Here is a 12279-nt window from a genome sequence, read left to right on the forward strand (position 1 = left end):
ATCCTCTGGATATCGGCAGGTGCCCGGTCAGGCTGCCTCGCCTTTCTTGTTCTTATGGTTGGAATACGCGGCTAGGGCGGCCTCTCGCCCCGCTTTCAGATCGACGCGCGGCTCGGGGTAGCTGTCGGTCGGCGCAAGGTCCCAGGAACGGGGGATCGCGGCGAAAAAATCGGTGGCGGTGGCGGGCGCGTCGCCATCGGACAATTCCGCGACCCAGGCCTTGCGATAGGCGGCCTTCGGGTCGAACTTCTCGGCCTGGGTGGCGGGGTTGAAGACGCGGAAATATGGCGCGGCATCGGGTCCGGAGCCTGCCGCCCACTGCCACCCCATCGCGTTGGAGGCCGGGTCCCAGTCGATCAGGCATTCCTCGAACCAACGCTGCCCGACGCGCCAATGGGTCATCAGGTGCTTGGTCAGGTAGCTTGCCACCAGCATCCGCGCGCGATTGTGCATCGTGCCGGTGACGTAAAGCTGGCGCATGGCGGCATCGATCACCGGCTCCCCGGTGCGGCCGCGTTTCCAGGCTTCGGCGTCGGCGTTGTCGTTGCGCCAGGGAAAGCCAACCCATTCCTCGCGCCAACTGCGCGCGGCGATATGGGGGGTGTGGTAAATCAGGTGATAGGCAAAATCGCGCCAGACCAGTTCCTTCAGGAAGGTTTCCGCGCCGGTCGCGCCGTCTCGCATCGCGCGCTGAGCGGCGTGCCAGCAACTGCGGGCCGAAATCTCGCCATAGGTCAGGTTCTCGCTCAGCCCCGAGGTGCCATTCAGATCGAGCCGATCCCGGTCATCGGCATAGGACGCGATCGGCCCGTCGATAAAGGCGTCGAGCCGCTCGAACGCCGCCGCCTCGCCCACGCGGGCGTATTTCGCGACGATCCCCGCCCCGCGCACCATGTCGGCCCCCATGGCCCAGTTGTCGAGGGCGTCGGACGCGGGCCAGTCCGCAGGCGGGGCCAGGTCCGTCGGGGGCGGCAGCGCGTCGCTCTGCCCCCTGTCGCGCACGGCCTTCCAGAACGGGGTGTAGACCTTGTAAAAGCCGCCCTGCCCGGTTTCCACGGTCCATGGCTCGAACAGGATGTGACCGGGATGACTTTCCGCGCCAAACCCCTGGTCCTTCAGGGCTTTCTTGACGTGCGTATCGCGTTTTATCGCGTCCGGATCATAGGCGCGCGTCCAGTGGACGGCATCCGCGCCGGTTTCCGCGATCAGCGCGGTCAGCTGCTCCAACGCATCGCCACGGCGAAGGATCAGGCGGCTGCCCTTGGCGCGCAGCGCCGCGTCCAGGCTGCGCAGGCTTTCCCCGAGGCGCCAGCGCGGCGCGGCGCCCATCGCCTCCGTCTCGGGGTCGAGGATGAAGAGGGGGATCACCGGCGCGCCTTGCGCCAGTGCCGCTGTCAGGCCGGGATGATCGCTCAGTCGCAGGTCACGGCGGAACCAGAAGAGTGTCGGAGTGTTCATATATCGGTGGGCCGCCCGGCGCTGTCGAAACAAGGATTAACAGGAATACGCCGCAGCAGCCGGGTCGGATCACTCACGCGGGCAAACCATTGTGCCCGCCGCCATTTTTGCAGCTTCGCCAGCGGGTCTGCCCGGACTGCCGAGGCTCACGCGTTCACGTCCACGACGACCCGGCCCTTGACCTGGCCCTTCAGGATCTCTGCGCCGAGCCGGGGCAGATCCGCCAGCGTGGCGGGCTGGACCATGGCCTCCAGCTTGTCCATCGGCAGCACCTCGGCAATACGGGCCCAGGCGCGCTGGCGGTTCTCGAAGGGCTGCATCACGCTGTCGATGCCAAGCAGGTTGACGCCGCGCAGCAGGAAGGGAATGACCGTTGCGGGCAACCCGGCCCCACCGGCCAGACCGACGGCGGCGACGCTTGCGCCGTATTTCATCTGCCCGAGGACCCGCGCCAGCATCGCGCCGCCGACGGCATCGACGCAACCCGCCCATGTCTCGGTTTCCAGCGGGCGCTTGACGGTTTCGTTGATCTCCTCGCGCGCGACGATCCGGGACGCGCCAAGCGTTTTCAGATAGTCCGCCGTCTCGGGGCGGCCGGTGACGGCAGCCACCTCGTAGCCGAGGGTCGCCAGGATCGCCGTCGCGACCGAGCCGACGCCCCCTGCCGCGCCGGTGACCAGCACAGGGCCGTCGTCGGGTTTGAGCCCGTGATCCTCCAGCGCGTTGATCGCCAACATCGCGGTCAGCCCGGCGGTGCCCACCGCCATCGCCGCGCGCGGCGTCAGCCCGTCAGGCAGGGGAACCAGCCAGTCCGCCTTGACCCGGGCTTTTTGCGCGTAACCACCCCAATGCGCTTCGCCCACGCGCCAGCCAGTCAACACAACCTTGTCGCCGGGGCTGTAGCGCGGGTCCTGCGATGTCTCGACCGTGCCGGCGAAATCGATGCCGGGCACATGGGGATAGGTCCGCACAAGGCCGCCGCCGGGGCCGATGCAGAGCCCGTCCTTGTAGTTCACGGTCGAATACTCGACGGCCACCGTCACCTCCCCCTCGGGCAGGTCGTCCAGCGTCAGCGCCTGGACAGCGGCGTGGGTCTTGCCGTCGTCGTCCTTTGTGACGACCAATGCATCGAAGCTCATCGTATTCTCCTGTTTTTCGGGGGGGATCCGCGGACCGGCCCCGTTCCTGCGCTGGCCCGACCCCTTGTCTGCTGGCCCCGTCATCTGGCCTGTCCCTGCCCGTGGCGTTTTGTCTGAGCGCGCTGGCGGGCATCACGGCTGCTGAGACCACAAACCCGATGCCGCGCGGTCGTGTCAACCATCCGCCCGTGCGGCGGCGGCTTCGGAAATGAAGGATCCGACAGGATTTGGCGGCCCAGACGATGCGCTTATCGCACCGACTGCGCCAGAGCCCGACAATACCGCGCGGGGCCAGTCAGGCCTGCGAGCGCATCGCGTTCATGCCGCGCCAGAGCCGGACCAGCACGGGGCGCGCGCGGCGCGGCCGCCCGGCCTTGGCCGAGCGCAGCCGGGCAAGGCGCGCGCGGTAGGATTGGGCCTGCTCCCCTGCCCAGGCGGCGGTCAGCTCGAAGGTCGCGGCCTTGTCCAGCAGCGGCAACGCCTGGTCGAGCAGCGCGATGGCGTCCTCCCGCTTTCCGGCCTGCTCGGCCAGCATGGATTTCAGCAACAACGCCTCTGCCCGCGCGAGGGCCAGTTCGGCGTTGCGCCGCCCGATGACATGGCGCAGCACGGGGGCCGTGTCGGCCTGCTCTAGTTGCTCAAGCGTCCCGACCTCGGGGCAGCGGGACAGGTCCGGCGTCAGGTCCGCGACCGTCACGCTGCCCCAGCGCGCGCAAAGCGCGGCGTTTCCGTCCGCGAATTTCGCGGTGATTGCCGCGACATCCGCGCGCGACAGGCTGAGTGGGTCGGTGCACGGCACCTCCTCGGCGTTGATGTCCCGGCAGATCGGCGGAACGTCCGAGCGCGCGCCATCGTTCGACGGCCCCACGATCTGGTTCATCAGCGCAACTGTGCGATAGTCGAGCCGCCGGTTCACCCGCGCCTCGGGCACGAAACCCTCCGTGTTCAGCCCCAGCCGGTCCTCAAGCCAGGGCACGGGGCCGGGGCGGAACGGCACCGGAACAATGCTTGCATCCCCGAAGGCCTTGGCCCAGCGCGTCAGCATCCCGTGGTAGTCGTAGTAACTGTTCCCCGGCCCGATCGAGCGCACCAGCCGCCCGGAGATATGCAGCCCGCAACGCGACATGGTCGAGCCGAGCGAGAGCCCCATGTCCGCCTGCGGCCTGAGGAAACAGACGATTTCGATCGAGGCGAAAAAGGGGCGCAACAGCCCGGCGGCGAAATCGACGGCGGCCTGTGTCTTCATCCGGCTGTGGCAATGTTCGCTGGTGATCAGGAAAACCGTCGCGCCGCTGGCCCGCGCCGCCGCCACCTCGTCACGCAGGGCGGCGCTGCGCAGGGCGCGAAAGGCGGCGTGATCGCGCGGCGAATTGACGCCGAACTTGGCGAAACCGTCCTCGACCTCATCCGCGGTGCGCGCCATGACGGACAGGGCGCGGTGATTTGGCACGCCAAGGCTTTGCGCCAGCCACACCCCCTGCGCCAGCAGGGCACGGCGATTGGCTTGCGCCCATTCCTGGAACGCCGTGCTGCCGGTCTTTTCCGTGCCGATATGTAAAAGCAGCTTCACGAGCTTTTTACCGCCTTAAATTTGCCGGGTCGCAGCCCTTGCACCCGGGACGATCCTAAGCGCAAAAGGTAAACGAATTTTCAGGGCCCCGCCCCCGCGGGCCCCAAGACTGGAGCCGATTGATGGAAACAACCTTCACCCCCCTCATGTCACTCGCCGGAGGCGCGCTGATCGGGCTTTCGGCCGTCGTCCTCATGGCGACGGTCGGTCGTATCGCCGGGATCAGCGGTATCATAGCCGGTGTGCTCTCCCCGACGAGGGACGGAGGATTTTCACTGCGGCTCGCCTTCCTCATCGGGCTTCTGGCGGCGATGCCGCTGGCGCTGCTGGTTGCCCCGCAGCCCGAGATCGCTCTGACGGACACGCCCATCCTTCTGATCCTCGGCGGGTTGCTGGTCGGCTACGGCGCGGTACGCGGCGGGGGGTGCACCAGCGGGCACGGCGTCTGCGGCCTGTCGCGGCTGTCCACACGCTCGCTGGTGGCGACGGCCACCTTCATGGTCGTGGCGGCGCTGACCGTCTTCGTCATGCGCCATGTGCTGGGGGTGTCGTGATGGGTCCCGTCTTTGCCGCGCTCTCTGGTCTGATCTTCGGGCTGGGCCTGATCGTTTCGGGGATGATCAACCCCGCCAAGGTGCTGAACTTCCTTGATATCGCGGGCCAGTGGGATCCCAGCCTGGCCTTCGTGATGGCCGGGGCGATCGCCGTCACCCTGCCGGGCTACCGGCTGGTGCACCGCCGCTCCGGGCCGATGCTGCATCCGATGTTCCACCTGCCGACCCGGCAGGACCTGGATCGCCAGCTGATCGGCGGCTCGGCCATCTTCGGGCTCGGCTGGGGCATCGCCGGGCTGTGCCCCGGCCCCGCGATGACGGCCCTGCCGCTGATGGAGGGGGGGACCATGCTGTTCACCACCGCCATGCTGATCGGCATCGCGCTTGCCAGCTACCAGGCCCGCGCGCCGCGCACCGCGACGTAACCGGCTGGCCTGACGCGCTCCGAGGGGCGCGTCAGGCCAACACCGGCGCAGCGCCAGCGACATCGGCGCTGACGGTATCGTGTAGCATACTCTTCAGCTCAGGCGGCCTGCGGAACGACCTCGGCCAATGCATCCTCGAGCAATTCCGGGCCACCCTGTTTCAGCCGCTGGTGGTCCGACAACACCCTGCGAAACGCCCGCGCGCCGGGACGACCGGCGAAAACCCCGAGCATGTGGCGCGTGACGTGATGCAGCGGCGTACCCTTCGTGCGCTCCGCCTCGATATAGGGCAGCATGGCGCGCACCGCCTCTTCGGGCGCGACCACCGGCGTATCGGCCCCGTAGATCCGCTGATCCGCATGGGCGAGGATATCCCACGGCTGGTGATAGGCAGCCCGCCCGATCATCACGCCGTCAACCCCCTCTGCCAGATGGTCCTGCGCCTGCTCCAGCGAGGTTACACCGCCGTTCAACCCGATCCACAACTCGGGGAAACGCGCCTTCATCGCCAGCACCAATGGATAGTCGAGGGGCGGAATCTCCCTGTTTTCCTTGGGGTTGAGCCCCTGCAACCAGGCCTTGCGCGCGTGGATCGTGACCTGGCGGACACCGGCCCCGATCATCGCCTCCAGAAACGCGGGCAAGGCCTGCGCGGGGTCCTGCTCATCCACGCCGATCCGGCATTTGACCGTGACCGGCGTGTCGCCCGCGGCGCCCTGCATCGCCTTGACGCAATCCGCCACCAGCGCGGGATCGCGCATCAACACCGCGCCGAAACAGCCCGATTGCACCCGGTCCGACGGGCAACCGACGTTGAGATTGATCTCGTCATACCCGAACGTGGTCGCGATCCGCGTCGCCTCCGCCAGCATGGCAGGGTCCGATCCGCCAAGCTGAAGCGCGACAGGGTGCTCATCCTGATCGTAGTCCAGCAGGTAATGCGCGCCGCCCCGCACCAGCGCGGCGGCTGTCACCATCTCGGTGTACAACAGCGTTTCCCTGCTGAGCCGGCGATGGAACCACCGGCAATGGCGATCGGTCCAGTCCATCATGGGGGCGACGGAAAGCCGCGCGGCCCGACGGACGTCGGTAACCCGTTGTTTTCCTGGCTCTGCGCTCATGGTCACCTGACCGGTCATCCTCGATCTTGGGGCGTTTTGCCCCCGTTTCCGTGGGTGGCGCAACAAAATGTTGCCCTGTCCCCGATTGTTCTGCCGCCCTCGAACTCCGGCGAAGCCTCGCCCTGAACGGTGACCCGGGTGAATAGCATCAAGAAGCTCGGGAAGGAAGACGGATGCCTCTGCCCCGATCAGCCCCTGTCGGGGCGCATGTCGTCGATCACCGCGTAGAACGCCGGCAGCACCAGCAGGATCAGCACCGTGGCGGCCAGAAGGCCGAAGACCACGGCAATCACCAGCGGCTTGAGCGTCTGCGCCTGGGTCGAGGTTTCCAGCAGCAGGGGCGCCATGCCCATGATCGTGGTCGAGACGGACACGAAGATCGGCCGGAACCGCGCGCGCACCGCCTCCCCGGCGGCGTGGCTGGCCGAGCGGCCCTCGGCGCGGCGGGACTTGATGACGCCGACCAGAAGGATGGCGTTGTTCACCACGATCCCGGCCAGCGATGCCGCGCCCACGAGCGATGGCATGGAGATGTTGTATCCCATCAGCACATGCCCCCAGATCACGCCCAGGAAGGCCAGCGGAATGGTGAGCATCACGATCAGCGGCTCGACGTAGCTGCGGAACTGGAAGCTGAGCACGATGTAGACGCCCACCAGCCCGATCACGAACCCGCGCAGGATCGAACCGACGGTTTCAGCCGCGTTCGCCGCCTGCCCGCCGATCTCGAAGCCAAGGCCGCGGGTTGCGGCGGCAAGCTCCGGCAGGAAGCCCTCGGCCAGCCGGGCGGTGATCGCATCGGCGTTGCCGATGCGCCCGCCCACGTCCGCGGAAACGGTCAGGGTGCGCAGACCGTTGCGCCGGGCGATGCTGCCCCAGCCCCGCGCCTCGGAAAGGGTGGCGATGCTGGCCAGCGGCACGCTGCCGCCGCCGGGAAGGGCGATCTCGAACGTGGCCAGGTCGGCGCGGGTGTCGCGGTCGGTCTCGCTCAAGCGGACCTCCAGATCCCAGGCAAGGTCGCCCTGCCGGATCTCGGCAAGCCGGGTGCCAAGGAAGGCGGCGCGCACCTGCGCCGAGACGTCGCTGGCCGTCAGGCCAAGGGCCTCGGCCCCCGGCGACAGGCTCAGCCGCACCTCAGGCGCGCCGGGGCGCAGGTCGAGGATCGCGTTGCGCACACCGGCGTAGGTTTGCAGCTCGGCCAGGGCGTTGCGCCCCGCGGATTCTAGCGTCGCCAGGTCTGGATGGGTCAGGCGCAGCTCCAGCGCGATGCCTTGTGGGCCGATGCCCGGCTCGGTCAGGATCAGCGAGGTGACGCCGGGCAACGGCCCGGTTTCCTCGCGCCATAGGGTCACGATCTCGTCCAGCGTGCTGGCGCGCGTCTCGGCCCCCAGAAGGTCCACGGCCACGGTGGCGACATGGGCGCCCGCCTCGCCCGCCGACAGGTTGCGCCCCATGCGGGTAATGCGGCGGATCACCAGCGGTTGCGCGCCCGGTTGCCGTGGCGAGAGTTGTTCGTTCACGCGTTGAAGCGCGGCCTCCACCTGCGCGACGGCTTCGCTGGTGCGCGCCAGCGGTGTGCCCGCGGGCAGCATCAGCCGCGCTTCCAGCACGTCGCCGTCGATATCGGGCATCGCCTCGCGCTTGACCACGCCGCCGCCGAGCGCGCCAACGGTCAGGATCAGCGCCCCGATGGACAGCCCCGCCACCAGCCAGCGCCCGCGGATCGCGGCATCGGCCAGCCGACCCACGCCGCGTTCGCGCAGGGCGTCGAACCCGGCATCGAAGCGGCGACGGAAGCGCGACGGCGCGACCTCTTTCAAGCCGCCCTTCAGGTGGTGCGGCAGGATCAGGAACGCCTCGACCAGCGAGGCGGCAAGCGCCGCCAGCAGGACGACCGGCAGCACCTCAAGCACGGCGCCCAGTTCCCCGGCAAGAAACGCCAGCGGCAGGAACACGGCCATCGTGGTCAGAAAGGACGAGATGACGCCGGGCGCGACCGCGCCGACCCCGGCAGCCACGGTTTGAACCGTTGCGCCCTTGGCGGCGTGCACGGCGATCGAATCCGCGATCACGATGGAATCGTCCATCACGATGCCGATCGCCATGAGCAGGGCCACCAGCGTCATCATGTTCAGGCTGAGCCCCGTCAGCGCCATCCACAGGAAGGCCCCCGCGAACGCCACCGGCAGGCCCATCGCGGCCCAGATCGCGAATCCGGGGCGGAAGAACAGGCTCATCACGGCCACGACCAGCACAAGGCCGATCACGCCGTTCTGCACCAGCATCAGCAGGCGGTCACGGATGATGGAGGTGACATCCTGCACCACCTCCACCTTGACGGTGTCGGGCAGGATGGTCGTCTCCTCCGCTACAAGGGCGGTGACGGCGTCGAACACACGCAGCGCATCGGCGTCAAGCGCCTTGGCGACGTCGATCAGGATCGCGGGCGTGCCATCCACGAAGGCGCGGTCATGGGGCGGCTCGAACCTTTCCTCGATCACCGCCACGTCGCCCAGTGTCAGAGTTGCGCCATTGGGCTGCACCAGCACCGGGATCCCGGCCAGCGCCACCGCCGTGTCCCGCTCGGCGGTGAAGCGCAGCGTCAGGTCCGCGCCCGCCCCTTCCAGCGTCCCCGCGGGCAGGTCTATGTTCTGCGTGGCGATGGCAGCGGCCAGTGCCGCGGGCGTCAGCCCGTGGCTTGCAAGGACCGCCTCGCGCGCCGAGACCCGGAACGTGCGCGTCCCGAGCCCCGAACGGTTCACCGTCGCCACCCCGGGCAGCGCGGACAGGCGGTCGGACAGCGCGTCGGCATAAAGGTCCAGTTCGCCCAGCGGCAGCTCGCCCGAGACGGCGACGGAGGTAACCGGATCGGTTCGATGCAACTCGCGGGTAATGGCGGGATCCGCGCTGTCCGGGAATGTGTCGATCGCCGAAACCTCGGTCCGCAGGGAATTGACGAAACGAAGTGAGTCGTTGCCGGGCGCCATGCTTGCCACGGCCTGCGCGCGCCCGGTCTGCGCGGTGCAGGTCAGGGTCTCCAGCCCCTCCACGCCCTGCAGCCCGTCCCAGAGCGGCGCGCAGATCGCGCTTTCCACGTCCTCGGCGGAAGCGCCGCGCCAGGGCACGGTGATCTCTGCCTCGACGGCGCGGAAATCGGGGAAAGTCTCGCGCAGCAGGCCCGGGGCTGCCAGGATACCGGCGGCCAGAAACAGCAGCAGCAGCAGGTTGCCCGCCGTCGGATGCCCGGTGAACCAGCGGATCATTCCGCCGCCCCGACGGGCAGAAGCGCCATGCCGGGGATCGCGGGCACGATGTCGTCAAGCACCACGCGCTCACCCGGGGAAAGCCCCTCGGCAATCACCACCTGCCCACCTTGGGCAAAGGCGACGGTGACGGGGCGCAACTCCAGCAGGTCGCCGGGGCCTGCGAGGCGCACCATGCCCCCGTGAAGCGCCGACTCGGGGATCGCGATCACCCCGCTTTTCGGCGCCCCCGTGAAAGCAAGCTGCACCTGCATGTTGGGCACCAGCGGCAAGCGGCGGGGTGGGTCGGCACCGGCGTAGGGGTCGTCGACCGTCACCACCACGGGCACCGTGCGCGCACGGGGATCCAGCGCGCCCTCGATCCGGCTGACGCGGGCGGGCCATGACTGGGCCGAGTCCGCCAGCGGGCTGAGCGTCACGTCGATCCCGATGGTTGGCCCATCGCGCATCATGTCCTCCAGGGTGATCGCCCCGGGCGCGCTGGCGACGAGGCGGCGAAAGCTCGCGATCGGCAGATGCGCCACCACCTCGGCCGTGGCGATCCCGTTGGCGCGGATGACCACCTGGCCGGGTGCGACGGTCTGGAACCGCTCGGCGCTGACCTCGGTGACGCGCAGATCGAAGGGCGTTGTCAGCGTGGTCCGCGCGAGCGCGCGGCGCGCCCGGTCGAGGGCGGCCTGCGTCCGCGCGGTCTGCGCCGCGATCCGCGCCTTGCGCGACGGGATCAGGGCCAGCGTGTTTTCCAGCTCCGCCACCGTGCGGCGGGCCAGAAGCGTGGCGCGCTCTGCCTCGTCCAGGCGGGCTTGCGGGGACGCGCCCTGTTTGGTCAGGCTGCGGATCCGCGCCAGGTCCCCCTCGGCCAGCGCCAGGCGGTCCCGCTCCAGGTCCAGGATGCGGGCGGTGTTGGCGGCCTCGGCGCTGAGTTGCGCACCTTCGGATGCGAGCGCGTCCAGGTCGGCCCCCGCCTGCGCCAGCGCAAGCTCGTAATCCGTGGGATCGATGCGCAACACTTCTGTTTCGGCGGGGAGCAACCGCCCCGGCTCAAGGTCCGGGTGGCGCCAGATCACCTCTCCCTGCACTTCGGCCACGGCGACCCAGGTGTCGGCGGCGCGCAGGTTCCCCCAGCCGGTGGCCGTGGGGCGAAGATCCTGCGCCGCGACCGTGAGCACGCGGACAGGATGGGCCGGCTCACCCCCCTCAACCCGGGCGGGTTCCGGCGCGGAGGAGATCATCCAGCCCGCCGCCGCGACCCCGAGCGCGATGGGAACCAATGCGAGGAAAGGGGCAACGCGCATGGCCTCAGCCCCGCGCCGGGGTATTGTCGCGCAAGGCCATAACCTTGGCGGCGAGGGACGGATACGGCGCACCACCCGCCATGGGACGCAGCCCGATCTGCGTTTGGAAACAGCTGGTTGGGGCGGTCTTGGGGCGCATGGCGGGGCCTCTCTGTCGGTAGCATCCGACTCGGACTCGAGGTTGCTATTGGCGGGAGTATATGTTAGTTAGTTATCACTAACAAGAGGAACACCCATGGCCGCTCGTCAAAGCGCTGAGGAACGCAAAGCGCAAATCGTCACCGAGGTGTTGCGCCTGGCAGACCGGATCGGGCCGGACCGGCTAAGCACGACGGACGTGGCCCGGGCCGTCGGCCTGAGCCAGCCTGCGATCTTTCGCCATTTCCCCAACAAGGGCGAACTCTGGCTGGCCGTGGCCGAGAATATCGCGACCCGCCTGCGCAGCAGCTGGACCGCCGCCAAGGCACAGACCAGCACACCGGACGCGCGCCTGCGGGCGCTGGTCGCAGCGCAACTGAACGCCATTGCCGGGACCCCTGCCCTGCCGTCGATCCTGTTCTCGCGCGAATTGCAGGTGGAAAATACCGCGCTGAGGGAAGTGTTTCGCGGGCTTTTGGCCACCTTTCAGGGGCACCTTGTCGACGCGATCAGCAACCAGCAGGCGTCAGGCGATCTGCGCCGCGACGTCAACGCCGAGGATATCGCGATCCTGCTCACCTCGCTTGTGCAAGGGGTCGCGATCCGCTGGACGCTGGGCGCGCGCGGCTTTTCCCTGGTCGCGGAAGGATTGCGGCTTTTCGACCTTCAGATGGCGCTGCTGCGCACAGAAAAGGATCTATCCGATGGGCAAGACAGGTAGGATTTCCCTTGTCGCGGGGCTCTTCGCGATCGGCTTCGGACTTCTGACGATCGCCTCGGGCGGCGTCACCCTGCTCGGCGGGGTCGACATGGGGCGGATCGTCGGCTTCGTGCTCTGGTTCAACACGCTGGCCGGGCTGGCCTATGTCGTCGCCGGCTACGCCATCTGGCAGCGCCGGCAATGGGCGTTCGCCCTGTCTCTCGCCATATTCGCGGCGACCGTGCTCGTGTTCACGGGCTTCGGTCTGCACGTCGCCCAAGGCGGCGCGTTCGAGATGCGGACGGTCTTCGCCATGACCCTGCGCAGCGCGGTCTGGGGGGTGCTCGCGCTGGTGGCGCGTCAGACCCGGCCGACGATGCAGGGCGGATAGATCGATTGGGGGGCGCTGCGGGGCGCCTCCGGCTCCAGGAATGACGCGGCCCCCGGAGCATCCAGGAACTGCACGGCAAAGACCGGCGGCGCACTGTTGGCGCGGAAATCCGTGCAACCGGTCTCGCCGGCCAGCGTATCAAGGAATCGGGCCAACCTGGCCCGTCACGGTGGAAAGTTGATACAGATCACGGAAGACGCCCCCGAATAGCTTATTCAAGGCGCG

At 68.5% G+C, this 12279-nt stretch carries 10 protein-coding genes; 4 read left to right on the forward strand and 6 right to left on the reverse strand.

Annotated elements, in window-relative coordinates:
• Positions 1 to 27: 27 nt before the first annotated feature.
• The 3 genes from DJ029_RS15470 to DJ029_RS15480 form a co-directional block, all read right to left on the reverse strand.
• Entirely contained in the window at positions 28 to 1458 is a 1431-nt protein-coding gene (locus DJ029_RS15470) for a cryptochrome/photolyase family protein (protein WP_112323398.1), read from the reverse strand.
• Positions 1459 to 1604: 146 nt separating this feature from the next.
• Positions 1605 to 2597 (reverse strand): acryloyl-CoA reductase, encoded by a 993-nt coding sequence (acuI, locus tag DJ029_RS15475; RefSeq protein WP_112323399.1) that lies wholly within the window; start codon positions 2595 to 2597, stop codon positions 1605 to 1607.
• Between the two features lie 295 nt (positions 2598 to 2892).
• Positions 2893 to 4167 carry a hypothetical protein gene (locus DJ029_RS15480; protein ID WP_112323400.1) on the reverse strand — a complete coding sequence of 425 codons (1275 nt, stop codon included), beginning with the start codon at positions 4165 to 4167 and terminating at the stop codon, positions 2893 to 2895.
• 122 nt (positions 4168 to 4289) lie between these two features.
• On the opposite strand from DJ029_RS15480, the gene DJ029_RS15485 reads away from it, so the two are divergent.
• Both DJ029_RS15485 and DJ029_RS15490 read left to right on the forward strand, forming a co-directional pair.
• Complete coding sequence (locus DJ029_RS15485; protein WP_112323401.1) at positions 4290 to 4721, forward strand: YeeE/YedE family protein; 432 nt, start codon at positions 4290 to 4292, stop codon at positions 4719 to 4721.
• Entirely contained in the window at positions 4721 to 5146 is a 426-nt protein-coding gene (locus tag DJ029_RS15490) for a YeeE/YedE family protein (protein WP_112323402.1), read from the forward strand. The genes DJ029_RS15485 and DJ029_RS15490 overlap by 1 nt, the downstream gene beginning before the upstream one ends.
• 98 nt (positions 5147 to 5244) lie before the next feature.
• Here DJ029_RS15490 and dusA read toward each other — a convergent pair whose 3' ends face one another.
• The 3 genes from dusA to DJ029_RS15505 form a co-directional block, all read right to left on the reverse strand.
• A complete protein-coding gene (gene dusA / locus DJ029_RS15495) occupies positions 5245 to 6267 on the reverse strand; it encodes a tRNA dihydrouridine(20/20a) synthase DusA (RefSeq protein WP_232823103.1) in 1023 nt (340 codons plus the stop codon).
• 188 nt (positions 6268 to 6455) lie between these two features.
• Positions 6456 to 9530, reverse strand: coding sequence for an efflux RND transporter permease subunit (locus tag DJ029_RS15500; RefSeq protein WP_112323404.1), 3075 nt, complete (start codon positions 9528 to 9530; stop codon positions 6456 to 6458).
• Positions 9527 to 10825, reverse strand: a complete 1299-nt coding sequence (locus DJ029_RS15505; protein WP_112323405.1) for an efflux RND transporter periplasmic adaptor subunit — start codon at positions 10823 to 10825, stop codon at positions 9527 to 9529. The genes DJ029_RS15500 and DJ029_RS15505 overlap by 4 nt, the downstream gene beginning before the upstream one ends.
• A gap of 235 nt (positions 10826 to 11060) precedes the next feature.
• Here DJ029_RS15505 and DJ029_RS15510 point away from each other — a divergent pair, with 235 nt between their 5' ends.
• Both DJ029_RS15510 and DJ029_RS15515 read left to right on the forward strand, forming a co-directional pair.
• Positions 11061 to 11684, forward strand: a complete 624-nt coding sequence (locus DJ029_RS15510; protein ID WP_112323406.1) for a TetR/AcrR family transcriptional regulator — start codon at positions 11061 to 11063, stop codon at positions 11682 to 11684.
• Entirely contained in the window at positions 11668 to 12054 is a 387-nt protein-coding gene (locus tag DJ029_RS15515) for a hypothetical protein (RefSeq protein WP_112323407.1), read from the forward strand. The genes DJ029_RS15510 and DJ029_RS15515 overlap by 17 nt, the downstream gene beginning before the upstream one ends.
• Positions 12055 to 12279 lie beyond the last annotated feature (225 nt).

The organism is Oceanibium sediminis (genome assembly GCF_003265325.1).
Lineage (GTDB): Bacteria > Pseudomonadota > Alphaproteobacteria > Rhodobacterales > Rhodobacteraceae > Halovulum > Halovulum sediminis.

What these genes read in the sequence shown, in the direction of transcription:
- DJ029_RS15470 (WP_112323398.1), bottom strand. Translation starts at nt 1,458, where the DNA reads ATGAACACTCCGACACTCTTCTGGTTCCGCCGTGACCTGCGACTGAGC.
- DJ029_RS15500 (WP_112323404.1), bottom strand. Translation starts at nt 9,530, where the DNA reads ATGATCCGCTGGTTCACCGGGCATCCGACGGCGGGCAACCTGCTGCTG.
- DJ029_RS15515 (WP_112323407.1), top strand. Translation starts at nt 11,668, where the DNA reads ATGGGCAAGACAGGTAGGATTTCCCTTGTCGCGGGGCTCTTCGCGATC.
- dusA (WP_232823103.1), bottom strand. Translation starts at nt 6,267, where the DNA reads ATGAGCGCAGAGCCAGGAAAACAACGGGTTACCGACGTCCGTCGGGCC.
- DJ029_RS15490 (WP_112323402.1), top strand. Translation starts at nt 4,721, where the DNA reads ATGGGTCCCGTCTTTGCCGCGCTCTCTGGTCTGATCTTCGGGCTGGGC.
- DJ029_RS15505 (WP_112323405.1), bottom strand. Translation starts at nt 10,825, where the DNA reads ATGCGCGTTGCCCCTTTCCTCGCATTGGTTCCCATCGCGCTCGGGGTC.
- DJ029_RS15510 (WP_112323406.1), top strand. Translation starts at nt 11,061, where the DNA reads ATGGCCGCTCGTCAAAGCGCTGAGGAACGCAAAGCGCAAATCGTCACC.
- acuI (WP_112323399.1), bottom strand. Translation starts at nt 2,597, where the DNA reads ATGAGCTTCGATGCATTGGTCGTCACAAAGGACGACGACGGCAAGACC.
- DJ029_RS15485 (WP_112323401.1), top strand. Translation starts at nt 4,290, where the DNA reads ATGGAAACAACCTTCACCCCCCTCATGTCACTCGCCGGAGGCGCGCTG.